The sequence below is a fragment of the Litoribacter ruber genome, from assembly GCF_018449405.1.
GTDB classification, from domain to species: Bacteria; Bacteroidota; Bacteroidia; order Cytophagales; family Cyclobacteriaceae; genus Litoribacter; species Litoribacter ruber.
Genome location: NZ_JAHCMY010000002.1, coordinates 358,464 through 384,207, shown reverse-complemented (window position 1 = coordinate 384,207; position 25,744 = coordinate 358,464). Strand labels below are relative to the sequence as shown.

Below are 25,744 nucleotides of genomic sequence, written 5' to 3'. Positions count from 1 at the left end.
TATTTCATTTGCACAAAATTGAATATCAAATGATAATTTATTAATTTAAACCTCTAACCTTATAACCACTTACACCATGAACACCAAATTCCACACTTACATCCACACCCTAAGCTTTGTGCTGGTGGTTTCCATTGCCGTATGGGCCACAGTGATGGGCACTCTGCAGACTAAAGACTTATTGACCTACCTGATTTTGGTGGTGGCTTTTCTGGAAGCCTTCAGCCTATGGGCAGGCAGGAAAATCCACTCCGAGGCCCACACTTCCTATAAATTAGGCTTGCTGGCCAGTTTGATGATTCTACTGGGAATAAAAAGCATGCTTCCTGCCTTTTTCCCTACCCTTACTGTCACCGTGCTTTCCATTAATTTTGTGTACAATTTCTACATTTCCAACAAGCGGGTAAGACGAGTACAACCCCGTGCCAAAAAACGCCTGAAATTCAAATAAGGATTTTGAAGGGCATAATTTTTGAGCAAGGGCATTGATACGAATGCCCTTTATTTATTTTATGAAAACAATCCTTACCCTACTATTGATTACCCTACCCTTTTTGGGCATGGCTCAGGAAAAACTCAACCGCCTAGTCCAAGAAAGAGAGCAATTACACCAGCAATGGAGGGAGTCTGAAGGCCAAAAATCAGGCATATTTGGCAACCGCACCAAAAAGGACATGATCCAGACCAACGAGTGGATGGAACGCATCATCCAAAAGGACAACCAAATCATGAACGAGCTCAAGATGCTGGGAGAAATTCAACGGGTAGAAGTCATCCACGAAAAGGATGATTATAAATATATTGCCCAAAAGCAGGAACAGGACATTGGCCGATTAAAAAGAGCTTTGGCCGATATGGAAAACTCTGTCCAAGAAAAAAGAGAGGACAAGCGCACCTATGAATGGACCACCCTGATTTTCTTCATTACCACTTTAGTATTTGGAGTTTTGTTTTTCCGAAAGCTTAGGAGCTAATCTATCATCCCATCTTTGGCCGCCCCGGCGCATCTCTTCCATTTTAAAATTGATAACTATACGTTTTTACCTATTTTTGTACCTATGGCAAAACAAGAACAAACACAAGAAATCGCTCAACTGAAAGATATCATCGCCCATGCAAAGGAGTATGGATTTGTCTACCCTTCTTCTGAAATCTACGACGGCCTTCAGGCTGTGTATGATTACGGGGCATACGGGGTGGAGCTGAAAAACAACCTCAAGCGCCTGTGGTGGGAAACCATGACCAGACTTAACGATAATGTAGTCGGAATCGACTCCTCCATCTTCATGCATCCTACTACCTGGAAAGCTTCAGGCCACGTGGATAGCTTCAACGACCCCATGATTGACAATAAGGATAGCAAAAAGCGCTACCGTGCCGATGTGTTGATCGAGGAAAAGGCAGCCAGACTGGAAAAGGAGGGCAAGCTGGAAGAAGCCCAGCAGCTTTTGGCCGCTATGGGCCGACTGCTTGAAGCCGAAGATTTAGCGGGTGTAAGAGACCTGATCATCAATGAGGAAATCAACTGCCCTATCTCCGGTACCAGCAACTGGACAGAGGTGAGACAGTTCAACTTGATGTTTTCTACACAGGTGGGTTCGGTGGCAGAGGATAGCTCGACGATCTACCTAAGACCTGAAACCGCCCAGGGGATTTTTGTAAACTTCCTGAATGTACAGAAAACAGCCAGAATGAAGGTGCCTTTCGGTATCGCCCAGATCGGAAAGGCTTTTAGAAATGAAATCGTGGCCCGCCAGTTCATTTTCCGTATGCGAGAATTTGAGCAAATGGAGATGCAATTCTTTGTTCGCCCAGGCAGCGAAATGGAGTGGTACCAGCAGTGGGCCGAAGCCAGGGTTAAGTGGCACAAAGCCCTGGGGATTCCTGAGTCTAAAATCAGAACCCACGACCATGAGAAGCTTGCCCATTATGCCAATGCAGCCATGGATATCGAGTACGATTTCCCATTTGGGTTCAAAGAGGTAGAGGGTATTCACTCCCGTACTGACTTTGACCTGAAGCAACACCAGGAGTTCAGCAAGAAAAAGCAGCAGTATTTCGATCCTGAGGTGAATCAAAACTACATTCCTTATGTGATTGAGACTTCGATCGGTGCGGACAGGTTATTTTTGATGACGCTTTGCAATGCCTTTGTGGAGGAGGAAAAGGATGGAAAGTCCAGAACTTACCTGAAATTCCACCCGGCCATCGCTCCGGTGAAGGCTGCTATTTTGCCTTTGACCAAAAAGGATGGCCTACCAGAAAAAGCCAAGGAAATTGTGGATGCTCTGAAGTATGATTTCAACATCATCTATGAAGAGGCCGCATCCATCGGAAAGCGCTATACCCGTCAGGACTTGATCGGGACCCCATTCTGTATCGCCGTGGATCACCAGACCCTGGAAGACAACACCGTCACCATCCGTCACCGCGACACCACCGAACAGGAGCGAGTTGCCATCAGCGAGCTGCATGGTAAGCTTGGGGAGGCTTGTAGCTTTAGGAGGGTTTTTGAGAGGATTTAAAGAAAATCCGACGATGAGATGACTGATGAAAGAAAAATTCAAAGAGACACAGCTTGTCCCGAGGAGCTTTTCGCAGATCGGGAGAGTTTCGCAGAGTTTTAAAAGGAGGTTCTCAGAGCTCCTTCTCGGAAAATATAAGAATTTAGAAAATTTAGGACGTGACAAAGGAAGCTGAGTGAATCCGAAGGGAAGCAAAATGATAAAAAAAGCCCAGGAGATCTTCCTGGGCTTTTTATTATATCCTTTTTATTTTATTTACATTTTCCTGTAATTTTAGCATACAAACCAAGATAATAGCTGGAGCCTGTTATGTTAGTAAATGTAACAGTCCCTCCAGTTTCAGTCATTCTTATATCATCGAAATCATCTCTTTCCAATTCCAAAATGGCAGAACTACTATAGAATGCTCCCCACTCATCGAAGGAATAGGCAGGGTCCAAAACGGTGAATGTTACATCAACTTTATAAATCGCATCACCAGGCCCCGTATTTGTTCTACTTCTTTGATAAACAGCTTGTCCAACAACATTTGAACCATCCATTAATTCAAACTTATCAGACTCAAAATCTAGTATACCTTCTCCATTATTATTTCTAGTTACACTTCTAAACCATGTATCAGTACAGGCAACATCACAGGGTTGGATTTCATAAGACATATACATAGACCAATTACCTACACCTTCTGGGTTAAATCTTCTCCCCTGTCCCCATGCAGATTCTTTCTTATACTCAAGAGCTTCCGTCATTTCTTCGTTAAATTTAGTTACATGAATAAGCTCTGCATGTACCGCTATATCAAACTCGCCAGCTTTTATTAATTTTTCCCCTATTTCTAACTCAAAAGTATATTCCTGATTAGCATCAGTGTAGTCAGGTGTGATAGATTCTTTGATGGGAAATTGACCAGGTGCGGGATTGATGATCCCTTTCTTTTGTTTACCTCTAGGATCCGCTAAGAAGTCAGTCTCAGCTTGGCCAAATAAACCATGGATTTTATGGATAAACCAATTACTCTCAGTTATACTTACCGTAACATAGAATTTTTCATTATCGTTGAAAACTGCAACTTTACCAACAGATTGGCTCTGTCCAACTATCAAATCTCGAATCATAGGTGTACCACAAGCATTGTAACCTGTTCCAACCCTCAAATTTGCATCAGTAGTGTTAAATTTTACTGCAATTGCTTCCTGAGCCTCTTTAAGGTCCGAAGCCTCAAAAGTTTCAACATTGCTACACGAAAAAAGTAGCGCGGCGGACATCAGCGTCAGAAATCCCTTCTGCATACTGATAAAAGTGTTTCTTATCATGTTTTCAAAGAATATTATTAAAGAATAATAATGGGTTAAAAATATGAATAAATCCTGAACAAACAAGCTCAACTGCAATTATTTTTATTCAAAATCCATTTTTATGTATTATTTTGCAAGAATGATTATATCAACCCTATCCAAGAACCATTGCAAAATCGCTAACCAACAGTCGAATTTTCTAATCAAAATAAAAAACCTGCCCCAATTAAGGAGCAGGTTCAAAGTGTATGGGTTTGTGTGGTTTATTATTATTCGCAAGTTTTAATCACTGATCTTCCTGCTTGGTTCAAAAGATTTCCGTCACCTTTTACATTGAAAGTAGTGGCAAGGTTGGCACCGCAATCACCGATGAGCTCAAGCTCAAACGTAATCGGCTCACAGGCAGTCAGGGCTCCGTTCCACTCGATAGCGTTGCCACCGTTTCTGGAGCTCCAAGCTTTACCATCCATGGACTTATATGCTACACTTTGAGCAAGTGTCATGGTTATTCTGCCGTTTTCCTCCGTTTCTGACGGGATCAAAGTGAAAGTAAACACATCACCGTTTCTTTCTACAGTTAGGCTATCTTCACAGCCATTGTCATCGCATGGCATCACGATCTGGTAAGCACTCGCATCTAGCACCAAGCAGTTACCTGGAGCACAGGCACCGTGGCCCTCACCGGTTCTTCTTACTTCAAAAGTTTTCATGGAAGCAAATTCCTCGTGGGTTACTTTCATAGCGTGAGCACCATTCTTTTTGTTTACTCTTTCACCGTTGATGTAAAGGATAGCAGTGCTGCTGGTAAAGTCAAGGTAAACAAACTCAGTATCATTGCTTACATTTAAGCTTACGGTCTGCTTGTTTTGGTAAGCACCACTGAATGTAACGGCAGAAGACACGTTACCTTCAAAACATGCTTCCTGAACAATAGCAGAAGATCTCAATACGGACATGTCTTCAGCTTCAAACGAATCAACTTGGCTACAAGCAAAAAGTAGCGATACGGACATCAGTGCCAGAAATCCCTTCTGCAGTCTGATAAGGTTATTTTTAATCATTATCTCAAAGAATTATGGCTCAAATATATGATCAAAAACTTATTTGTCAATATCAAATGCATTTATTTTTATTTAAGACGTATTTTCAAGTATATACACCTAAATAGGTTAAATTAAATTTCTCTATCATTTATCTTGAATTATTTAGAATTTCTATTGGGAATGTGCTAATTCGCAAGTTTTTCGAACAGAAAAAAAAAATCCATGTTATGTCATCATGAGTAAAAAATCCATAGTAATAGGATCTGGAATTGCGGGATTAGCGGCCGCCATCAGACTACAAACCAAAGGTTTCCGTGTACAAGTTTTTGAGTCCAACAGTTTTGCGGGAGGCAAGCTTTCCGAATTTCACCTCGGGGAATACCGATTTGATTTTGGCCCCTCGCTTTTTACCCTGCCGGAAGAAGTTGACGAACTGTTTAAGATCACGGGTAGGGATCCAAAAGATTATTTCGAATATGTACGGCTGCCTGTCAATTGCCATTACTTCTGGGAAGACGGTCAAAAGCTGCATGCCTACGCCAATACCGATAAGTTTGCCGAAGAGGTGGAAACCAAGCTGGGCGAGCCGGCCAAAAAGGTCAAGAGCAACCTGCAACACTCCGCTTACCTCTATGAGAGGCTTGCACCTTTATTCATGCACAGATCCCTCCACAAAGTGAATACCTGGACAAATGGGGATGCCCTCAAAAGCTACTTCCAGCTCAACAAACTAGGCCTGTTTGACACCATGAACGGGGCCAATGCCAAACAGTTTGACAACCAAAAGCTGGTCCAGCTCTTCAACCGCTATGCTACCTATAATGGCTCAGACCCTTACCAGACACCAGCCACGTTGAATATCATTCCCCACCTGGAGTTTAACAAGGGGGCATATTTTCCCAAAAAAGGCATGCATGACATCACCGCCAGCCTTTATAAGCTGGCAGTCGATATTGGGGTGAATTTTCAATTTGACAGTCCAGTGGAAAAAGTACTGGTGGAAAAAGGCATCGCCAATGGGGTAGTGGTGGCAGGAAAAGAGCATAAGGCAGACCTGGTGGTGAACAATATGGACATGGTCAATGCCTACAAAACCATCCTCAAAGACCAAAAGCAACCCAAAAAGCTTCTCGAACAGCCCAAATCAAGCTCTGCCATGATTTTCTACTGGGGAATCAAGCAGCATTTTCCTGAACTCGACCTTCACAACATCCTTTTCAGCCAAAATTATAAAGAGGAATTTGACCATATATTCAAAAAGAAATCCATCTATGAAGACCCCACAGTCTACATCAACATCACCTCCATTTACAAGGCCGATGATGCTCCTAAGGGGTGCATGAACTGGTTTACAATGATTAACGTGCCCAATAATCAAGGGCAGGATTGGGATGAGCTGATTTCAGAGGCAAGGAAGAATGTGATCCAAAAAATAAACCGCACCTTAAAAACCGATATAGAGGCTCTCATAGAGGTAGAGGAAATTGTAGACCCAAGAATCATAGAAAGCAAAACTTCCTCGGCACAGGGGGCTCTTTATGGGAATAGCTCCAACAATAAATATGCGGCTTTTCTGCGGCACGCCAACTATTCCTCCGAAATCAAAAATCTTTATTTCTGCGGGGGTTCGGTACACCCCGGTGGGGGCATACCGCTTTGTCTACTTTCTGCTAAAATTATGAGTGAAATGATTGCTTAAGGTTCCACAAGAACCTTATAGCTTTCAAATAGCCCGTATACGTCTTCCACGTAATTTACCGCCAAATGTCCTTTGGCGTAGCCACTCTTCACCACCGGGTCGCGGTAAATTTCTGGATTGGACTTCTGCTTCAGAAAGATGGCGACATTATCCCATTCGCTTGGATTATAGCCGTCTTTAAGGGCAAGTCTCCAGGCATCATCCACATGGCCATGGCCTACATTATAGGAAGCCAGGATAAACTTGATTCGCTCATTGACTTCCGGTACCCGCTTTTGCCAATACTTATCCAGGTACTTGAGGTAGTTTACGCCGCCCATAAGGCTTTCAAATGGATCGTTAGGGTCTGACACCCCGAAGCGCTCCAAAGTCACCGGCATGAGCTGCAAAAGGCCAGAAGCACCAGCATAGGATATTGCCTCGGTATCGAATCGGGATTCCTTGAAAATCAAAGCTGCCAAAAGGCGCCAATCCCAGCCGATTCCTTCAGCGGCTTTTTTGATCATTTCATCATATGCGGAGATTCTATTCCCGCTGATAGAGGAAAAGGGGCTGTTGCTTCGGAAATAACTATTGGTTTTGTTGACAAAATACTTATCGTAGAGAATGGCCTGATAGGAGGATTTGTTAAAAGTGGTCAACCACTTGTTTACTCCGGCCAACAGTTTGGTGGAGTTGGATCTTACCGCCCAGCCCACCTTGCTGGCAGGGCTGATTTCCAAGGATACATCCAGCTGGGGGTAATAGTTGGAATTTACGCTGGCCACATCTTCATCCACTACGGTGAAATCAATATCTTTTTGAACTACCAGGTTCACCAATCCTTCTGAATCGTAAGGCATCTCCTTAATCCTAAAATCTAGCTGCAGGCTGTCTTTCCACATCTGAAGTTGCTTTTTGTACACAGCTCCTTCACGCACATGAACCGTTCTTCCTTCCAAATCCTTCAGGTCCTGAACCGTACCCTCCTCCCCATTGCGCTGAACAAGCACGGTACGGATTTCATTGGTGGCCTTGGTGAATGAGGCCAAGTCGGTGCGATCTGCGGTCTTTTCGAGATTGATGGCAATGATATCCACCTTCCCCTCGTTCAGTTTCCTGAAAGCCTCATCTATGTCAGAGGCCACGAAGATTTTTAAATTTACACCCAGATCCTTGGAAAGGTTACGCAGCATTTCATACTCATAGCCCATCCTGCGGCCTCTGTAGATGTAGTAACTTGTAGAGGTGTTGTCGACGATGGCGCGGATGAAGCCCCGCTTTTTGATCTCGTCCAAATCCAATTCCACCGTATTTTCCCAAAAATCAACCTGCTTTTCTACGTGCTGTTTTTTGCAGCTCAGCAGGGCGACAGTGGACAACAAAAATATAATGACTCTTGTGAGTAATCTCATACGCATCCTGAATTTCAGGCTTTGGTCCGTTGCAATATTAGCAATAACAAAGCAATCCACCAAAAATCAAATATTGTGCTAATTTTATTTTGCGTAATCAGAGTTCACCTAATAATATTAAAAAACCCGCTGATTTTAGATTTCAACGGGTTTTTCATTTTAGTAAATTGTCTCTTGGGGATTCTGAAAATAAATTTTCCCCGAGAGCCGCATCAACTCGATTTCTGACTCTTTTATATTATACACAGCCTCGATCAATCGGCTCTCGGCCTGCAGCCTGTTGACCTGGGCATCCCTAAATTCAAGGTAACTGGCAATTCCCAATCTAAACCTTTCCAAGGCTATCTCGGAGTTTTCCACGGCTACTTCATAGTTCTCCCTCTCGATCTCCAAAAGGCGCTTGGTATTAGTATAGATATTATAAGAACGGTGTAGATCTGACTTCATCTGGATCTCAAATTGCTCCACGGCAAACTGCTGGTTTCTTTGCTGGACCCTAGCCTGCTGGATGCGCCTATTCAGGGCAAAACCGCTAAACAGGTTGATTCCAACGGTGGCACCGGCAGTAAAACCGTCAACCCTGTTTTCTGCCAAGAATCCAGCATCTGATTCCATAATTGAATTATTATAAGCACCAGTAATAGTTAAATAAGGTAATCTAGCTGCTCTTGCCTCCCTTAATTGGAGATACGCAACGTTTTCCATTCTTTGGGTTGCCAAAAGCTGCTTGTTATCCGTGTAGGCATTTTCCACCAAATCACCCAATCTGATGTTTTCCTGAATGGTAATCGTATCATTTACCACAAACTGTACATCGGGATCTATGGCCAAAATCTCATTCAGGTTAATTCTAGTTGTTTCTATAATCTGCTCCTGGTTTACAAGTGCTGCCAAATCCGCATTGTAATCGACTTGGGCAGCCAAGAAGTCCCTTTTTGATGCCTGCCCAAACTCATATTGAGCTCTTGCTATATCCAATCGCTCTTCAGACAATTCAAGAGCCTTGCTCAACACATCATAGCGCTGCAACTCCAAAACAAGCCTGTAGTAAGAGGTGGCAATAGTGGCCACGGTGTTTTCAATCACCACCTTGGCTTCCAAGTCAGTCACTTCGGCCAGTTTGCCCAACCTTTTCAAAGCCACCACCGCTTCAGGCCTGAAGCCATAAATCGTGGCCATGGTAAAGTTTCGGTTGTAGGTTTGAGCACCAGGTATTATTCTTGGATCAGGTTCAGAAAAAAACCTCTGTTCAGTATCTTCATTTCTATATGTTCCTGTATAAGTAGCATCTAAACTAGGAAGCAAAAGACTCTGCCCCAACAGGCGGTCGTATTCTGCAATTTCGGTTTCGTTGATAGCAATTTTAACTTGGAAGTTGTTATCTAATCCCAATTCAATTGCTTTCTCAAAATCTAGCTTTTCCCTTTCCTGATCTTGGGAAAAAGCCGGAAAACCAATAATCAATAGCGCAAGCGCCAAATAAAAAGATTTATTCATCAAACTCTGGCTAATCTACCTTCTTTAGATGTCAAATATGTATATACTGCAGGGATTACAAATAGGGTCAAAATGGTTGAAAAGGCCATACCCCCAATTACCACCACACCCATAGGCACACGGCTCTCAGCTCCTGCTCCCAAGGCCAGTGCGATAGGAAGAATCCCCAGAATAGTGGAAAGACTGGTCATCAGAATCGGCCTGAATCTCGCCCCTGCTGCTCCCACGATTGATTCATATACGGTCATACCCTGTGCTTTCCGCTGGTTGGCAAATTCCACAATCAGGATCCCGTTTTTAGTCACCAGTCCAATGAGCATAATTATTCCGATCTGGCTGAAAATATTTAGGGTAAAATCAAACATCCACAGCGATACCAACGCACCACATAGGGCCAGCGGTACGGTAAACATGATGGTCAATGGATCAAGGAAGCTTTCAAATTGGGCGGAAAGGACCAAATAGATCAATACCAGCGCAAACACGAAGGCAAAGATCAAACTGTTTGAACTCTCCCTGAATTCTTTGGAAAGGCCTTCCACATCAGTACTATAGCTTTCATCCAAAACGTCAGCAGCAATTATGTCCATTTCATCCAATCCGGATCCGATGGTATATCCAGGGGCAAGCCCCGCAGATACGGTCGCACTTACAAAACGGTTGAATCGATAAAGCTGGGGTGGCGTGCTTCTTTCGGTGATGCTTACCAGGTTATCCAACTGAACCAAGTCCCCATTGGAGGATCTAACATACAGCGTTTGAAGATCAATCGGGTCATTCCTGTCTTCTAACTGCATTTCGCCCACCACTTGATATTGCTTACCGTTCATGATGAAATAATCAAAACGCTGCCCCGAATAAGAGAGCTGAAGCGCTCTGGCGATTTCCTGGACCGAAACTCCGATGTTTCGCGCCTTTTCTCTGTCAATCTCTACTTCAATTTCAGGTTTGGTAAACTTTAAGTTGATATCGGAAAAGCTGAAAACCTCACTGTCATTCACCCTGTTCATGAATTCAGGGATCACTTCCTTGAGTTTTTCCAATGTCTGGGCCTGAATTACAAACTGCACCGGCAGTCCACCCCTTCTATCCCCGATAGATTGGGGTTGGGTGGCAAAGGCCCGCACGGCCGTCTTGTTCTTTAATATACCGGAGACCTGATCGAAAACCTCCTGCTGGGTGCGCTCCCGCTCGGTAGCCTCGGTAAGCATTATTCGGATAAAACCGGAATTCGTACTTGCAGTACCAAAGCCTGGGGAAGTCACGGATATAAAGCCAGATCTTTCAGGGATTTTCTCATCAAACTCCAAGGTAAGCTCATCGATTACCCTGTCCATAAACCCAAAGGTGGCACCCTCGGGGCCACTTAAGTTTATCCTCATTTCACCCCTGTCTTCCACTGGGGCTAACTCTGTGGGGATGGTGTTGAAAAGCGCATAGATGATAATACCCATGCCGGCGATGATCACAAATCCTACCCATCTGACTTTCATAAAGCCCACCAAGGCTCTTTCATATTTCTCATTCAGCCAGACAAAAATGGGCTCTGTTTTCAGGTAAATCCAGTTGGGCTTGTCTCTTTTGCGCAGCAATCGGCTACTGAGCATTGGGGTCATGGTCAAGGCCACAAAGGATGAAATAATCACCGCTCCGGCCACCACGATTCCAAACTCCCTAAACAATCGACCTGTGGTTCCCGTCAGGAAAATTACAGGCAAGAATACCGCTGCCAAGGCTACAGTAGTAGCAATTACAGCAAAGAAAATCTCCTCTGCTCCCTTAATAGCCGCAGCCATGGGTTTTTCCCCTTTCTCGATCCTGGTATAAATATTCTCCAGCACCACAATGGCATCATCTACCACCAATCCGATGGAAAGAACTATACCAAGCAAGGTCAAGACATTGATGGAAAAATCCATCAAATACATGATGAAGAACACCCCAATCAGTGAAATCGGAATCGTCAGCACAGGTATAAAGGTAGTCCTCCAATCCCTCAGAAACAGGAAGATGATCAATACCACCAGAATAAAGGCGGTGAAAATGGTCTGCTGCACTTCGCTAATAGAGGAGCGGATGTATTTGGTGGAATCAAACCCGATTCCCAATTTCACATCCGAAGGCAGGTCTTTCTCTATAAAGGCAAGCCTCTTATAAAATTCATCTACAATTTCAATATTATTACTTCCCGGCAGCGGCACTAGTACTACCCCCACCATAGGGATGCCGTCCCTTTTCAACACAGTCCGCTCATTGAGAGGCGCGAGCTCTGCCCGGCCAATATCCTGAAACTGAACGATGTTATTCCCATCATCCTTGATGATCATGCGGTTGAATTCATCCGGGGTGGCAAGTCTACTTTTGGTTCGAACCGAAAGCTCAATAGAGCTCCCTTCAATTCTACCGGAAGGAAGCTCCACATTTTCACTCTGCACGGTGTTTAGCACGTCCGTCGGAGTGATCCCATAGGAAGCCATCCTCAAGGGATCCATCCGCAACCGCATAGCATATTGCTTTTCTCCCCAGATCTGGACCGTACTTACCCCAGGAATGGTCTGCAATCTTTCTTTGAAAATGTTATTGGCAAGATCAGAGAGTTCCAAAAGATTTCTTCTATCACTCTGCACATTCAGGAACACAATCGGCTGGGAATCCCCATCGGCTTTGGAAACTACCGGAGGATCTGCATCGGGTGGGAGATTTCGCTGGGCGCCGGAAACCTTGTCCCGAACATCATTCGCAGCTGCCTCCAGATCACCCCCTACATCAAATTCAACGGTGATGTTACTCGTACCGTCGTTACTGGTAGATGTTAGGGATTTGATCCCAGAGATACCGTTAATGGCCTCTTCTAGGGGCTCGGTAATTTGGGCTTCGATTACGTCGGCATTGGCACCCACATAGGTGGTGCGCACGTTGATCACGGGAGGGTCCACGCTGGGATACTCTCTCACACCTAAAAATGATATGCCTATTATCCCAAACAACAGAATTGTCAGGGAAAGCACTATGGCCAATACCGGCCGTTGAATACTTATCGTGGATAAGCTCGCCATGATTTAATTGATTTTTGTGACTTCTACGGGCATTCCCGTCCTTACTTGCAACACTCCCGTAGTCAATACCAGGTCTCCTTCATTGAGCCCTTCCAATACCTGTACTTTCCTTTCGGTACGGGTACCGATCGAAACTCTAGCTTCCTCTACTACACCATCTCTGGCCACAAAGACTTTATAACCGTCCAACTCCGGAATAATGGACTCTGCCGGAACCATCAAAGCATTTTCCTGCACATCTAGATTTAACCTTACCCTTACAAACATTCCCGGCAAATACCGTCTTTCCCGGTTAGGACTCTCGGCCCGTAGCTTCAGTGTTCGGGTAGCCGCATCTATGTTTGGTTCTATTGCATACACTGTCCCCACAGACTCCCCTTCTGAGGCATTGGTGGAGAAGTGAACTTTTGAACCTGTCTTCACCCTGTTGGCATAGCGCTCAGGGATAGAAAACTCGATCTTAATGGGATCAATGTTGACTATGCTGGCTATCATGTCTGAAGAACTAATGAAGCTTCCCTCCGAAACCTGCCTCAATCCCAAAACTCCATCAAAAGGAGCCCTGATCACCGTTTTGCGAAGCTGGGCATCAATCAACTGGATGTCTGCTACATTAGTATTAAACTGATTTAGGACAATATCATATTCCTCCTGAGAAATTGCCTCCCTGTCCAAAAGCTGCCGCTGACGGTTTTCTTGGCCTTCAAAAAGCTTTTTTTGGTAATTCAACCTTTCTGCCTGGGCCTTCAATTCATCATCGTTGAGGTACAGCAAGGGGGTGCCTTTCTTTACGTATTCGCCTTCCTTGAAATTGACCCTTTCGACCAAGCCAGAGATTTCTGGCCTTAGGCTTACCATTTCATTGGCTATGATTGAACCAGTAAGGTTCAGGTTGTTTTCCAGTCTTTCAGGCCTTATCTCTACCACATTTACGGGCAAATTGCTGCTCTGACCTTCAGCCGCCTGGGTTTCCGGGTCGGCACTCTCTTGAAACATCTCTAATCTGGGGTAAAAAAACAGCCCCGCTATCACTAAAACAATGACTACAATTAAAGTGATTTTCGTTTTTCTATTCATTCTTGAACTTTATGATGGGCTGCCCTCAAGGCCGCCATTTAGGAATTCTAGTGTTAACCGGTTAAAGGTTTGGGGCTGCTCCACATTTACGACGTGCCCACATTGATGCACGATCTGCAGGAAAGCGCTCGCATGATCCTTTACGATTTTTTTGACAGGCTTAAGGAACATGAAATCCTCCTCGCCCATAACATATAGCGTGGGTATCCCCAGATCTTTTTCCTTGAAGTACCTAAGCAGAGGATTTACTTCTCCGGTCAGTTTAAACCAGCGGATAAACTCTTTTTGACAGAGCCTTTTGGCCTCCCTCACAAAGAGGTTTCGGGATTCCGAATGCCTTTTTCTAGGCATGATCACCCAAGCAAATAAACGATAAAGCCACATATAGGGGATTACGCTTTTGAAAGTATTTCCTAAGCTTACCAAAATCCGGCTTTTCACATTCAGCCTGGTTACGGCCCCGGCCAGCACCATGCTTTTGACCCGCTCAGGCGCCATTTCCGCAAGTTGTCTCACCAGAATGGTCCCCAATGATACCGCCATGAAATGTGCCTGTTGAATTTTCAGGTGGTCCAGCACCTGGATGATATCCTTGGTGACAGCAGGAAAAGTATACTCCTCCTTCCATAAGCTACTTAGCTTGTTGGCAGACCTCCCGTGACCTCTCAGGTCGATCAACAGCAAATTGTAAGATGCTTTAAACTCCTTGATTTGCTTATACCAAATAGCCGACGAGCCGCCGGCGCCATGGATGAGCACAAGCCATTCCTGACTGGTAGGATGCTTATAGGATTTGTAATACAATAGCTGTTTATTATCAGTCATTTCAGACAATTATGGGGAACTTTATCTGATAAGTAAAGGGCAAATTACCTGATAAAGTTCGGAGAAAAAATAAAATAAACACAGGTGGCAAAAGTCAGCTATCAGCGGTAGAAAAAGTTTAAGGCCTTACGGAATGGGTTATGGTTTAAAGTTTAAAGCTTATGGGTTATAGTTTATGGGTTAAAAGTTTAAAGCTTAAGGTTTAAAGTTTAAGGGACTTACTTAACCCTTTAAACCTTAAACTATAAGCCTTAAACCATAACCCTTAAACCATAAACTATTTCATTTCCCCAGTCATATCCTCCGGCTTCACCCAGGCGTCAAACTGCTCGTTGGTCAGCAGGTCTAGAGCAAGGGCGGCTTCACGGAGGCTGGTGCCTTCCTTGTGGGCTTTCTTGGCGATTGCCGCCGCATTTTCATACCCGATATGTGGGTTCAAGGCAGTTACCAGCATGAGGGAATTTTCCAAGTGGCGCTTGATAAATGGCGTATTGGGCTCTATACCCACCGCACAGTTGTCGTTGAATGAAACGCAGGCGTCACCGATCAACCTTGCAGACTGCAACAGGTTGTTGACCATCATTGGCTTGAACACGTTGAGTTCAAAATGACCATTTGATCCACCTATAGACACCGCCACGTCGTTACCCATCACTTGGGCACACACCATGGTCATGGCTTCTACTTGGGTTGGGTTTACCTTACCGGGCATGATAGAGGAGCCAGGCTCATTTTCAGGGATTAGGATTTCCCCGATTCCGGATCTAGGGCCGGAAGAAAGCATCCTGATATCGTTAGCGATTTTCATCAAGCTTACCGCAAGTTGCTTAAGGGCGCCATGCGTCTCCACAATTGCATCATGAGCGGCCAGGGATTCAAATTTGTTTGGGGCAGTCACAAATGGATGTCCTGAAAATTCAGCGATTTTCTTGGCTACCAGCTCAGAATACCCTTTTGGAGTATTTAATCCGGTACCTACAGCGGTCCCTCCAAGAGCAAGCTCGGATAGATGCTCCAAGGTGTTTTTCAACGCCTTCAACCCGTAATTCAACTGCGCCACATAACCAGAAAATTCCTGTCCCAGTGTAAGTGGAGTGGCGTCCATGAAGTGGGTTCTACCGATTTTCACCACATCCATGAATTTGTCTGACTTCTCTTTTAAGGTGTCTCTCAATTTTTCCACCCCTGGGATAGTCGTCTCCACTACCATTTTATAGGCAGCAATGTGCATGGCAGTGGGGAAGGTATCATTGGAAGACTGTGACTTGTTCACGTCATCATTTGGGTGGATCTTCTTTTTCTCATCCTCTAGGCTTCCCCCAAGGTTGACATGTGCTTTATAGGCGATCACCTCGTTGGAGTTCATGTTGGACTGGGTACCGGAACCAGTCTGCCACACCACCAATGGGAATTGGTCATCCAGTTGGCCGTCCAAGATCTCATCGCACACTTTCCCGATGGCCTCCGCCTTATCCTGGGCCAACACGCCCAATTCGGCATTGGTGAAGGCCGCGGATTTTTTCAGGATGGCAAAAGCCCGGATAATCTCGATTGGCATCCTGTTTTTTTCACCACCGATTTTGAAATTATTGATGGACCGCTGTGTCTGCGCTCCCCAAAACTTGTCGGCTGGCACCTCAACAGGCCCCATGGTATCTTTCTCTATGCGGTATTTCATGAAAATTTTATATTTAGGTTATCGTATTTATTCGGCGTGCTAAATTACGAAAAAAAATTTGGGTACTAAGAAATGGGTACCAAGTACCAGGTACTAGGTACTAAGTATTTCTAGGACAGAAGTGGTTTCTGCATTTTTGGGCTTGTTTTGATATTGGGTGCCATGAATACTCGTGGGTGCTGCTGCCGAAGTTTACTTCATTTTTCATTATTCATCATTCGACATTCATTATTGGGATACCCAGTACCAAGCATTCCAGGTCAGACTGGCATTCAGCCATTTGGGCCATGTTTTGATATTGGGCGTCTCCATTACAGACGGGGGGGGGGGTAGTGAAAAAATAAACTTCGTGCTACTTCTTTTAAACTTCGTGCCCTTAGTGACCCATTTTCTTCCGCGAAGAAGCTCTATGAAACTCCTTTTAAAACTCCCCGTAACCCTGTGTCCCTTTACCTTCCGCAATAAAGCCTTTCCCGATACGCTCCGCTACTCGGGACAAGTCGTGCGACTTTTAAACTTATTCGACTTGGTGACCCCATTTTTTTATTCGAGAAGAGTGCTTTGTGAAACTTCTTGTAAACTTTGTGCCCTTCGTGGCCAATTATTTCTACAAAAATATCAACAACAACATCAATACCGCCAAAGCCACCGCTACCCACGCATACGCCTTGTTTCGTTGTGGAAATTCAAATTTGCATATGGGGCAGATGGCTTCTTCATGCTCTACGGGCATGGCGCAACCAGGACATTCTTTAGTATTCATGCGTAAGGGTATAAAATCTTCTCATTCAATTGATTTTGCAATATGCTTAAAACAGTTACAATTCGGCAGTTTCTCGCTTTTTTATTCTTTAACATGCAGAAATATCCTGACAAAATACAACGCTAACCATTTTATATAATATTCTTTCGTCCCTAAATAAAATATAAGTAAATTTGCAGGAAATATTTTTGTATGATTTTATTCTTAGCTACCTTAACCGCCTTTTTCTTCGGGTTCTTAGTTACACCGATCATTATATTTTTCTTTAGAAAGAATAATGTATTGGACGCCCCGGGAGGAAGGAAGATACATAAAGGAATGATCCCCTCGATGGGCGGAATTTCCATCATGTTGGCCACATTCATCGGCCTGGCCACCTGGTTGTCCCTAGACCAGATGGCGACTACCCGGTATTTTCTAATCGCCATGGGCATCATGTTTACTTTGGGCTTAAGGGATGATTTGGTAGAACTCACCGCTTTGCAAAAACTTATCGGACAGTGCATTGCTGCCTTTTTGGTCATCGGCATGGCCGATATCCGTGTCACCAGCTTTTATGGCTTCCTGGGCGTTTATGAAATCCCATTGGCAGTCAGCTACTTCCTGACTTTCTTCACCATCATTGTATTGACCAACGCTTTCAACCTCATCGATGGACTCGATGGTCTCGCTGGCACGATAAGTACTATTACCCTCACCTTTTTAGGCTGGTGGTTTATCACCGCAGGCATGCTTCCTTACGGTATCATTGCCTTTACCATGGTGGGAGCGATCTTGAGCTTCCTGCTTTACAACTGGCACCCGGCCAAAATCTTCATGGGTGACACCGGCTCCCTAAGTATCGGTTTTGTTCTTTCAGTGTTGGTGATTCTCTTTATTGATAAAAACGGCACTATGCTAGGCGCGGAAGGTTTCAAATTCAGTGCTCCGATCGCTTCGGGTGTGGCTTTGCTTATCGTCCCGATTTATGACACGGCAAGGATCTTTACCAAAAGAGTGCTAAACGGCAAGTCCCCACTGGCACCGGACAAGAGCCATGTGCACCACTTTCTGATGAGAATGGGGCTTAAACATGACCAAGTGGCTTACGTTTTGGGCGGGGTCAAATTATTGTTTATCGGCTTGATCTTCCTGGGACAATCCTACAACGACCACGTCATGCTTCCGATCGTGGTGTTAAGTGCTGTTTCTTTGGGCTTGGTCTTGGACCGATACACCCTTATCCAGATTATCAAAATCAACAAAACCAAGCCTACGGTACTTTCCACTAGAATCACCAAAAAGGCCTACAAGAAGCCGGCTCTTTCTAAAGAGGTACTGGATAGGGAGAAGTTGAATATGAATTAAAAAATTGTACTAAGTACAAAGTACCAGGTACCAAGTACACCGTAGGACTGCTGCTTTTTTAAGCCTATTTTGATGTTACCCACATATTTACCGCTGAACGTTGTCCCAAGGCTGTGCCTTGGGACTTCGGAAATTGAGGCCGGCCTTTGCCGATAAGCAGGCTGTGCCTCAAGACCTCATCACCCACGCAGTGGGCTCCCGCAAATACTTCCGCCGCGAATACTTGGTACCCGGTACGTGGTACCTGGTACCCCTACTTAGTACCTAGTACCTAGTACATCTAAGCGCCTCCTTCAAACTATCCCTCCAATGAGGAATTTCAATCCCTAACGCCAGCTTAATCTTCGTCTTATCCAACACGCTGAAATGCGGCCGCTGGGCTGGAGTTGGGTATTGGGCAGAAGGGATAGGCTTTACTTTAACTTTGAGGCCAGCCAAATCAAAAATGCTGTGTGCAAAACCGTACCAGCTGGTCACTCCTTCATTGCTGAAATGATAGACCCCGGCAGGAATCCCTCCCCGGTCCACAATCTGGATGATAGCCTTGGCAAGATCCCCCGTATAGGTGGGCGTACCGATCTGGTCGGCCACCACATTGAGTTCCGACCGCGTCTCTGCAAGCCGCAACATGGTTTTCATAAAATTATTGGCATAGCTCCCATACAGCCAGGAAGTCCTCAAGACCACGGCATTTTTGGCTGTTTCCAACAATGCTTTTTCCCCATCCAATTTCGTTTGGCCATATACACCCAAAGGACTGGTAGCCACATCTTCTTTGTAGGCGATGTGAGAAGTCCCGTCAAAAACAAAGTCTGTGGACACATGGATGATGAGCTTGTCTTTCGCCAGTTCAGCAAGATTTCTCACCCCATCCACATTTATCGCTTTTGCCATTTCTTCATCCTCCTCAGCTTTATCCACAGCCGTATAAGCGGCACAGTTGACAATGATATCGGGATTGACTTGCTCGAAAAATGTCTCGAGCTTTTCCCTATCGGTAATATCCGCCTCCTGGCTTGATGCAAAAATCCAATCCCCATCATGTCCAGAATCCCTCACTAGTCCCTCCAACTCCTGGCCCAACTGACCCTTACCACCTGTTACTAATATTTTCATATCGTTAAAGTTTTAAAGAGCCACAAAGGCTCCAAGATACCAAGATTTTTTCTTTGCGCCTCCGCGCCTTAGTGGCTTTACTCTGTGAAATCCGAGTAATCTGTGTTTTTTTTGGCCACAAAGGCCCCAAGACACTAAGTTTTTTCTTTTGCGTCTCCGCGCCTTAGTGGCTTTACTCTGTGAAATCAGAGTAATCTGTGATTTTATTATAGCCACAAAGGCTCCAAGACGCTAAGTTTTTTCATTTGCGTCTCCGCGCCTTAGTGGCTTTACTCTGTGAAATCAGAGTAATCTGTGATTTTATTATAGCCACAAAGGCTCCAAGACGCTAAGTTTTTTCATTTGCGTCTCCGCGCCTTAGTGGCTTTACTCTGTGAAATCAGAGTAATCTGTGATTTTATTATAGCCACAAAGGCTCCAAGACGCTAAGTTTTTTCTTTTGCGTCTCCGCGCCGTAGTGGCTTTACTCTGTGAAATCCGAGTAATCTGTGTTTTTTTTTTAGCCACAAAGGCTCCAAGACGCTAAGTTTTTTCTTTTGCGTCTCCGCGCCTTAGTGGCTTTACTCTGTGAAATCCGAGTAATCGGTGTTTTTTTTTTAGCCACAAAGGCACCAAGACGCTAAGTTTTTTCTTTTGCGTCTCCGCGCCGTAGTGGCTTTACTCTGTGAAATCCGAGTAATCGGTGTTTTTTTTTTAGCCACAAAGGCACCAAGACGCTAAGTTTTTTCTTTTGCGTCTCCGCGCCGTAGTGGCTTTACTCTGTGAAATCCGTGTATTCTGTGTTTTTTTTTGGCCACAAAGATTCAAAGACATCAAGTTTTTTCCCTTTGCGCCCTCGCGCCTTAGTGGCCATCTTTTTTTAATACTCAAAGGGCGACTCAAAATCCCCGAGCATGGGCAGGTTCCTATCCTTCTCCGAAAGCAGAATCTCCGATTCATCCATCTGCCAGTCAATCTTCAGACTCGGGTCATTATAATAGATCCCCCCATCTGAAGGTTGATTATAGTAGTTATCACATTTGTAGAAAAACTCGGCAGACTCAGAAAGCACCAAAAAACCATGGGCAAACCCTCTTGGCAGGTAAAACTGCTTCTTGTTTTCCGCACTGAGAACTACTGCGTGGTGCTGACCAAAAGTGGGGGAGCCCTTACGGATATCCACAGCCACATCCAACACCTCACCACTTATTACCCTTACAAGTTTGGCCTGGGCGAACGGAGGAGCCTGAAAATGCAACCCACGGAAAACCCCTTTCTTGGATTTGGATTGGTTGTCCTGCACAAACTCCGGCTTGATACCGGTAACTTTTTCAAAGGTTTTGACATTGAATGACTCATAAAAATAGCCCCTCTCATCCCCGATCACATCCGGATCAATCTCAAAACAGCCCTCTAAGTTGGTTTTAATGATTTTCATCCTGCAAAATTAAGGAAGTTTCTGTACTTAAGGTATTCGCAAGTGCGAAATTAGAAGGACGAAGGACGAAGTGCTTCTTCGCGGAAAGAAAAGGGTCACAGAGTTCCGCAGAGTTTAAATGGAGTTTCACTGAGTTCCTTCATCGCGGCAGAATTATTTGATCAAAATCGTCACTTAGTATTAGGACTGACAACGAAGGCCTTTTCGAGATTGCTTCGGTTCACTAATACCCAATCCTAAGAGCGCAGCTCGAAGGGAGGGCTACGAGAGTAAAAACGCAGGATTGCTTCACAAGAGTAAAATGGCCACCAGCCAACATCTGCTGCTCGAATACTTGGTACCTGGTACGTGGTACTTGGTACCCACTCGTAAGCACGAAATTAGAAGTACGAAGTGAAGACACGGAATGTCGCACACCGCTCCCATCTTAGTACCTAGCACCAAGGGCGAAGTGGGATAAAAGGGACACGGACCTGCCTGCGCAGGCAGGGTTTCGCAGAGGATTCATGGAGTTCCACAGAGCTTCTTCGCGGAGGATTGTGTAAAAAGTTCAAGAAAAATTTGCTGATACCCCATCCGAAGAGCGCAGCTCGAAGGGAGGGCCACTAGAATAAAGACGCAGGATTGCTTCATCAGGGCAAAATGGCCAACAGCCAGCCTCTGATGCTCGAATACTTGGTACGTGGTACTTGGTACCCACTCGTAAGCACGAAATTAGAAGTACGAAGTGAAGACACGGAATGTCGCACCACCGCTCCCATCCTAGTACATAGTACTTAGTACCTAGTACAATATTTAACCTCCTGACTCAAAACATTTTACCCCTTTTTCACTTTACACTTTTAGCTAATTCCCAATTGCTAAAATTATGAAAAAGGTTTCCACTTTATTGCTCCTCATCGGGATTTTCTGGACCGCACTTCAGGAAAGTACGGCCTGCACCCGAGTGGTCTATCAGGGACCAAATGGCAACATCATCACCGCCAGAAGTATGGACTGGAAGACGGAAATTCCGGCAAACTTGTGGATTTTCCCGCGGGGAATGCAGCGCAATGGGCAGGTTGGCGATAACTCCATTTCTTGGAGCTCCAAACATGGAAGCATTATCACCAGCTCTTGGGATATTGCCTCTTCCGACGGCATGAACGAAAAAGGGCTGGCCGGAAACCTACTGTGGCTGGTAGAATCCCAGTACCCGGAATTCGAAAAAGACAGCAATCAACCAGGGCTTTCTATTTCAATGTGGCTGCAATATGTACTGGACAACTTCGAAACAGTGAAAGAAGCAGTTGGCGAACTCTCCAAGGAGGAGTTTGTGGTGGTCAGCTCCCATATTCCAGGCACGGAAACCTTTGCCACCGTACACCTTTCCTTATCCGACAAACATGGCGACAACGCTATATTTGAATACATAGATGGAAAGCTTGTCATTCACCATGATAAATCTCATGTGGTGATGACCAACTCACCTATTTTTGAGGAGCAGTTGGCCATCAACGCCTACTGGAAAAGCATCCCCGGCACGATCATGCTGCCAGGCACAAATAGAGCCGCCGACAGGTATGTCAGGGCCATTTATTACATAGACGCAATTCCTAAATCAGAGGACAGGAGGGTTGCAATCGCCAGCGTGTTCAGCGTGATCCGTAACTGTTCAGTTCCTCTTGGGATCTCCACCCCTGATCAGCCCAACATATCCTCCACCCGGTGGAGAACTGTGGCCGACCACAAGAACCTGGTCTACTATTTCGAGAATGTGTTAAACCCTAATGCGATATGGGTAGCCTTCGAAAACATAGATTTCAGCGAAAATGCCGAAGTCAAAAAAATATCCCTAAGCGACAATGAAAACTATTCTGGCGAATCCTCCGCGGAATTCGAGGCGGCGAGTCCGTTTGATTTTGCGGGGTTGGAGTGAAAAGAAAACATGATTGGAATATCTAATCTCGCATTCTCTTTACCCTCTTAACCCATGCTTCAGGAGCTCTGCTAGTATGAAACACACCGATTATTAATATGAGGCTATCTCTTAAAATATAAACTATATGAAAAGGAAATCTTTTCACCAGCTTTCTTCTCACATCTTTAAATTGTGGAGAACAGTGCATTGGATCTCGTAAGATTTGATTAATCGCTGATTCAATGCATAGCACGAAATCATTTCCCAAACCAGCCTTTCTCAGATTGTACCAATTGAAAGAATCTTGAATATCTAGCCTTGCCTCCCCGGTAAATTCAAGCCGAAAATTCATTTATGTTCTTTTAAGCTATCCTTAACCTCGGACCATGAATAAGTTGTTGATTCTCCTCTGTCGTATTTATCTATACGCCTTTTGATCTCATCTTTTTGCTCTGTAGTAAACTCAGGTTCGGACTCCTCAGGTAGTGAATCCCAAATAGCTTCTGCTATTAATATTCTTTCAGCCTCACTGAGTTGCAATATATCTTTCAGAATCTTTTCCATATATGAATATAACGATAAATCTTCATTTTTGGCTAAATGTTTAACCTACAGTTCTCGCATTAAAGCCTCCTCAAACCATTATTAAAACATACCAGCGTGGAACCAGATCCTCCTCAGGAGGATCTGTGGTAAAACCTTTTCTTTTTAAAACTTCACCCCATAAGACACTGTCGGCAAAATAGGAAACAATGAAAACTGCCTAAAGCCGATTGATTCACCTGTCTTCTCGGTATAGATAAAATAGGCATTCTGACGATTGTAAGCATTGTACACATTCACAGAGAAAGTCCTTACCCAGTTGTTCCTCCACCTTTTACGATGGCTCAAAGCCAAATCCAAACGATGGTAATCCGGCATGCGGTAATTGTTCATATCCCGTACCAAAAGAACATCCTCAAAAAAAGTAGGATTCGGGTTCGGAAGATCAAAATTTGCCGGCTGATCGGCATAGTTCGCCAAAGAGATACGGTGGTTGTTGATGGCATTATAAGTCTGGGTGCCCAATGTCATCGGCTGGCCAGTTTGATACGTCCAGAGCAGAGAAAGCGTAGTTTTCTGGTTCAACCTCACCAGAGAGGTCAGGGTAATATTATGGGGTCTGTCAAAATTATGGGCAAATACCTCCCCGCCGTTCAGCTCATCAAAGCGCCTGAGTGATCTTGAGAAAGTATAATTTCCCTCAAACCTGAATTTTTCATACTGCTTATCCCCAGAAATCTCAAAACCATATGCCTGACCAAAACCATTATGGGCAAACTGCTCGTCCCAATTTTCTCTAATAGTCCCAAATCCCGAACTTTGGTTGAACTCGATCAGATTCTGCATTTCTTTGTAAAACATCCCCATTTGAACACTGGCGCGTTGAGGTTCCCATTCTTGTGAATAAGAAAACGACACCTGGTCACTGATAGCAGGTCTCAGCCTATCCGTCACGGGAATCCATATATCTGGAGTCAAAGATGTCCCCGAAGAATTCAAAGAATGTACAGTCTGTCCCATCCGGGCATAATCCGCCTGAATAGTTTTATCCGGAGCTAGATCGTAGGCTGCATTGAATCTTGGTTCCAACAGCAAAAACCCATCAGATTCCGGTAGAAAATATTTGCCTGCCCGAATGCCTGGATGAAGTTGTAGTCTATTATTCAATAGTGAAATGTCGCTTTGCAAATAAACAAACCCATCAAAAGCATTTAACTCTACAAAGTTTCGATTTTCATAGCTGCCAAGCCCCTCCAGTTCAACTCTACTTTGCTCCCAGTCAAGAGGCTGAAAATGGTGGGCCGTCAGGTGCAGACCGGCCTTAAATTTAACCTGATTCGAAAAGTTAAAATCAAAATCATTTTTCAATACGAAATCCCGGACCGCTACACGGTAATGATAGCTGTTATTTAAATTAATCTCTCCATTATCCAACACCTCATCTTCATTGGAAAGATTATAGCCAAAATCAGAGTATGCAAGAGTAAGATTATAAAACAAATTGCCCCCCAATACCCTGTTCCACCTTAAACTGGCAAATCTGTTACCCCAGTCGTTCCTATAAGAACTGTTGTAGGTCCTCAACACATTTTCTCTTGCCAGGAAGGTGCGTGAGCCCACTGTGCTGATTTTATCTCCTCCTGAATAAAAGCTAAAAAACAGCCGGTTCTTTTCATCCACAATATGATTGAGTTTTACATTCAAGTCATGATAATTGTAGTTGAACTTATTTTCAGTATTTTGTTGCAAAGCATACATTCCTTGTAGAAACAAATCAATAGTAGATCTACGGAAGGAGACCAAGAATGAACTTTTATCCTTTACAATCGGACCTTCCAAGGCAATTTTACCTGAAAACAACCCGATGTTTGCCTCCCCATGATACGACTGCAGATCCCCCTCCTTCAAATAGATATCCGTTACTGAAGAAATTCTCCCGCCGTACTGCGCGGGAAAACCTCCCTTGTAGAAGGTCATGGAATTAATAGCAAAAGGATCAAATATGGATACAAACCCTGCCAAATGCCCTGTATTATAAAGCGGGATATTATCCATAAGGATCAGGTTTTGGTCATTATTGCCCCCTCGGACAGAAAACCCAATTGACCCTTCAAGCCCCGGCTGTACTCCCGATTGTTGTTGCAATACATTTAATATATCCACATCAGGTTTAAATGAAGGATATTCCAACAGAGCTGGCGCATTGAAGTTTACTTTGCTAATGGATTTTTTTTCGATCTTTTTATCACCTATCACTACCACTTCTTCCATAAGCTGTGGTGTCAATCTAAAATTAATGGCGGTATCCTTTTCCGCCAAAAGGGTCAGGGTTTGACTCTTATATCCTACGTAACTTACTCTTAAAGTGACCTCATGGCCCCTCCTTTCTTTAAGTGAATAAAACCCATATTCATTGGCAGATGCCCCACTACTTGATTGCGGCAGAAATACTGATGCACCGATAAGGCTTTCCCCAGAAGCAGCATCGGTGATAATGCCATTTATCCTTACTTGTTGACTTTGGGAATTAAAGTGGATGCCAAGAAAAACTAATATCAAAAGGTAATAT

At 44.4% G+C, this 25,744-nt stretch carries 20 protein-coding genes; 6 read left to right on the top strand and 14 right to left on the bottom strand.

The features are described from left to right. Positions 1 to 76 precede the first annotated feature (76 nt). From KI659_RS06290 to KI659_RS06280, 3 genes are all read left to right on the top strand, one after another. A complete protein-coding gene (locus KI659_RS06290; protein ID WP_213944509.1) occupies positions 77 to 451 on the top strand; it encodes a hypothetical protein in 375 nt (124 codons plus the stop codon). A 61-nt stretch (positions 452 to 512) separates the two neighbouring features. Next, a complete protein-coding gene (locus KI659_RS06285) occupies positions 513 to 974 on the top strand; it encodes a Clp protease ClpB (RefSeq protein WP_213944508.1) in 462 nt (153 codons plus the stop codon). An 84-nt stretch (positions 975 to 1,058) separates the two neighbouring features. Further along, positions 1,059 to 2,525: a glycine--tRNA ligase gene (locus tag KI659_RS06280; RefSeq protein ID WP_213944507.1), complete on the top strand. Its 1,467-nt coding sequence runs from the start codon at positions 1,059 to 1,061 to the stop codon at positions 2,523 to 2,525. 251 nt (positions 2,526 to 2,776) lie between these two features. Here KI659_RS06280 and KI659_RS06275 read toward each other — a convergent pair whose 3' ends face one another. Then, positions 2,777 to 3,910: a hypothetical protein gene (locus KI659_RS06275; RefSeq protein WP_213944506.1), complete on the bottom strand. Its 1,134-nt coding sequence runs from the start codon at positions 3,908 to 3,910 to the stop codon at positions 2,777 to 2,779. A 179-nt stretch (positions 3,911 to 4,089) separates the two neighbouring features. Next, positions 4,090 to 4,881 carry a hypothetical protein gene (locus KI659_RS06270; RefSeq protein ID WP_213944505.1) on the bottom strand — a complete coding sequence of 264 codons (792 nt, stop codon included), beginning with the start codon at positions 4,879 to 4,881 and terminating at the stop codon, positions 4,090 to 4,092. A 217-nt stretch (positions 4,882 to 5,098) separates the two neighbouring features. Here KI659_RS06270 and crtD point away from each other — a divergent pair, with 217 nt between their 5' ends. After that, a complete protein-coding gene (gene crtD / locus KI659_RS06265; protein WP_213944504.1) occupies positions 5,099 to 6,562 on the top strand; it encodes a 1-hydroxycarotenoid 3,4-desaturase CrtD in 1,464 nt (487 codons plus the stop codon). Here crtD and KI659_RS06260 read toward each other — a convergent pair. The 7 genes from KI659_RS06260 to KI659_RS06230 all read right to left on the bottom strand — a co-directional run bounded on the left by KI659_RS06260 (position 6,559) and on the right by KI659_RS06230 (position 16,852). Beyond that, a complete protein-coding gene (locus tag KI659_RS06260; protein ID WP_317195930.1) occupies positions 6,559 to 7,956 on the bottom strand; it encodes an MltF family protein in 1,398 nt (465 codons plus the stop codon). The genes crtD and KI659_RS06260 overlap by 4 nt on opposite strands. 159 nt (positions 7,957 to 8,115) lie before the next feature. Next, positions 8,116 to 9,453: a TolC family protein gene (locus KI659_RS06255; protein WP_213944502.1), complete on the bottom strand. Its 1,338-nt coding sequence runs from the start codon at positions 9,451 to 9,453 to the stop codon at positions 8,116 to 8,118. After that, complete coding sequence (locus KI659_RS06250) at positions 9,453 to 12,509, bottom strand: efflux RND transporter permease subunit (protein WP_213944501.1); 3,057 nt, start codon at positions 12,507 to 12,509, stop codon at positions 9,453 to 9,455. The genes KI659_RS06255 and KI659_RS06250 overlap by 1 nt, the downstream gene beginning before the upstream one ends. Before the next feature lie 3 nt (positions 12,510 to 12,512). Next, positions 12,513 to 13,586, bottom strand: a complete 1,074-nt coding sequence (locus KI659_RS06245; RefSeq protein ID WP_213944500.1) for an efflux RND transporter periplasmic adaptor subunit — start codon at positions 13,584 to 13,586, stop codon at positions 12,513 to 12,515. Between the two features lie 9 nt (positions 13,587 to 13,595). After that, entirely contained in the window at positions 13,596 to 14,411 is an 816-nt protein-coding gene (locus tag KI659_RS06240) for an alpha/beta fold hydrolase (RefSeq protein ID WP_213944499.1), read from the bottom strand. A gap of 277 nt (positions 14,412 to 14,688) precedes the next feature. Continuing rightward, complete coding sequence (gene fumC, locus KI659_RS06235; protein WP_213944498.1) at positions 14,689 to 16,089, bottom strand: class II fumarate hydratase; 1,401 nt, start codon at positions 16,087 to 16,089, stop codon at positions 14,689 to 14,691. A gap of 607 nt (positions 16,090 to 16,696) precedes the next feature. Beyond that, the gene (locus tag KI659_RS06230; RefSeq protein WP_213944497.1) at positions 16,697 to 16,852 is read right to left on the bottom strand and encodes a hypothetical protein; all 156 of its coding nucleotides are present in this window, start codon (positions 16,850 to 16,852) and stop codon (positions 16,697 to 16,699) included. 192 nt (positions 16,853 to 17,044) lie between these two features. Here KI659_RS06230 and KI659_RS06225 point away from each other — a divergent pair, with 192 nt between their 5' ends. Further along, a complete protein-coding gene (locus tag KI659_RS06225; protein WP_213944496.1) occupies positions 17,045 to 18,199 on the top strand; it encodes a glycosyltransferase family 4 protein in 1,155 nt (384 codons plus the stop codon). A gap of 264 nt (positions 18,200 to 18,463) precedes the next feature. On the opposite strand, the gene rfbD is transcribed toward KI659_RS06225, so the two are convergent. Continuing rightward, positions 18,464 to 19,315, bottom strand: a complete 852-nt coding sequence (rfbD, locus tag KI659_RS06220) for a dTDP-4-dehydrorhamnose reductase (protein WP_213944495.1) — start codon at positions 19,313 to 19,315, stop codon at positions 18,464 to 18,466. Positions 19,316 to 20,174: 859 nt separating this feature from the next. Next, a complete protein-coding gene (rfbC, locus tag KI659_RS06215) occupies positions 20,175 to 20,732 on the bottom strand; it encodes a dTDP-4-dehydrorhamnose 3,5-epimerase (protein WP_213944494.1) in 558 nt (185 codons plus the stop codon). Between the two features lie 868 nt (positions 20,733 to 21,600). Here rfbC and KI659_RS06210 point away from each other — a divergent pair. Next, positions 21,601 to 22,650: a linear amide C-N hydrolase gene (locus KI659_RS06210; RefSeq protein ID WP_213944493.1), complete on the top strand. Its 1,050-nt coding sequence runs from the start codon at positions 21,601 to 21,603 to the stop codon at positions 22,648 to 22,650. A 22-nt stretch (positions 22,651 to 22,672) separates the two neighbouring features. On the opposite strand, the gene KI659_RS18750 is transcribed toward KI659_RS06210, so the two are convergent. From KI659_RS18750 to KI659_RS06195, 3 genes are all read right to left on the bottom strand, one after another. Beyond that, on the bottom strand, positions 22,673 to 22,984 hold the full coding sequence (locus KI659_RS18750) for a type II toxin-antitoxin system RelE/ParE family toxin (RefSeq protein WP_213944492.1): 312 nt from the start codon (positions 22,982 to 22,984) through the stop codon (positions 22,673 to 22,675). Then, positions 22,981 to 23,196, bottom strand: a complete 216-nt coding sequence (locus tag KI659_RS06200; RefSeq protein WP_213944491.1) for an addiction module protein — start codon at positions 23,194 to 23,196, stop codon at positions 22,981 to 22,983. Before KI659_RS06200 ends, KI659_RS18750 begins: the two co-directional genes overlap by 4 nt. Before the next feature lie 144 nt (positions 23,197 to 23,340). Beyond that, positions 23,341 to 25,734, bottom strand: coding sequence for a TonB-dependent receptor (locus KI659_RS06195; protein ID WP_213944490.1), 2,394 nt, complete (start codon positions 25,732 to 25,734; stop codon positions 23,341 to 23,343). Positions 25,735 to 25,744 lie beyond the last annotated feature (10 nt).

Excerpts from the sequence above, each read along its gene's own strand:
- KI659_RS06290 (WP_213944509.1), top strand. The coding sequence starts at position 77 with ATGAACACCAAATTCCACACTTACATCCACACCCTAAGCTTTGTGCTG.
- KI659_RS06285 (WP_213944508.1), top strand. The coding sequence starts at position 513 with ATGAAAACAATCCTTACCCTACTATTGATTACCCTACCCTTTTTGGGC.
- KI659_RS06280 (WP_213944507.1), top strand. The coding sequence starts at position 1,059 with ATGGCAAAACAAGAACAAACACAAGAAATCGCTCAACTGAAAGATATC.
- KI659_RS06270 (WP_213944505.1), bottom strand. The coding sequence starts at position 4,881 with ATGATTAAAAATAACCTTATCAGACTGCAGAAGGGATTTCTGGCACTG.
- crtD (WP_213944504.1), top strand. The coding sequence starts at position 5,099 with ATGAGTAAAAAATCCATAGTAATAGGATCTGGAATTGCGGGATTAGCG.
- KI659_RS06260 (WP_317195930.1), bottom strand. The coding sequence starts at position 7,956 with ATGAGATTACTCACAAGAGTCATTATATTTTTGTTGTCCACTGTCGCC.
- KI659_RS06255 (WP_213944502.1), bottom strand. The coding sequence starts at position 9,453 with ATGAATAAATCTTTTTATTTGGCGCTTGCGCTATTGATTATTGGTTTT.
- KI659_RS06250 (WP_213944501.1), bottom strand. The coding sequence starts at position 12,509 with ATGGCGAGCTTATCCACGATAAGTATTCAACGGCCGGTATTGGCCATA.
- KI659_RS06245 (WP_213944500.1), bottom strand. The coding sequence starts at position 13,586 with ATGAATAGAAAAACGAAAATCACTTTAATTGTAGTCATTGTTTTAGTG.
- KI659_RS06240 (WP_213944499.1), bottom strand. The coding sequence starts at position 14,411 with ATGACTGATAATAAACAGCTATTGTATTACAAATCCTATAAGCATCCT.
- fumC (WP_213944498.1), bottom strand. The coding sequence starts at position 16,089 with ATGAAATACCGCATAGAGAAAGATACCATGGGGCCTGTTGAGGTGCCA.
- KI659_RS06230 (WP_213944497.1), bottom strand. The coding sequence starts at position 16,852 with ATGAATACTAAAGAATGTCCTGGTTGCGCCATGCCCGTAGAGCATGAA.
- KI659_RS06225 (WP_213944496.1), top strand. The coding sequence starts at position 17,045 with ATGATTTTATTCTTAGCTACCTTAACCGCCTTTTTCTTCGGGTTCTTA.
- rfbD (WP_213944495.1), bottom strand. The coding sequence starts at position 19,315 with ATGAAAATATTAGTAACAGGTGGTAAGGGTCAGTTGGGCCAGGAGTTG.
- rfbC (WP_213944494.1), bottom strand. The coding sequence starts at position 20,732 with ATGAAAATCATTAAAACCAACTTAGAGGGCTGTTTTGAGATTGATCCG.
- KI659_RS06210 (WP_213944493.1), top strand. The coding sequence starts at position 21,601 with ATGAAAAAGGTTTCCACTTTATTGCTCCTCATCGGGATTTTCTGGACC.
- KI659_RS18750 (WP_213944492.1), bottom strand. The coding sequence starts at position 22,984 with ATGAATTTTCGGCTTGAATTTACCGGGGAGGCAAGGCTAGATATTCAA.
- KI659_RS06200 (WP_213944491.1), bottom strand. The coding sequence starts at position 23,196 with ATGGAAAAGATTCTGAAAGATATATTGCAACTCAGTGAGGCTGAAAGA.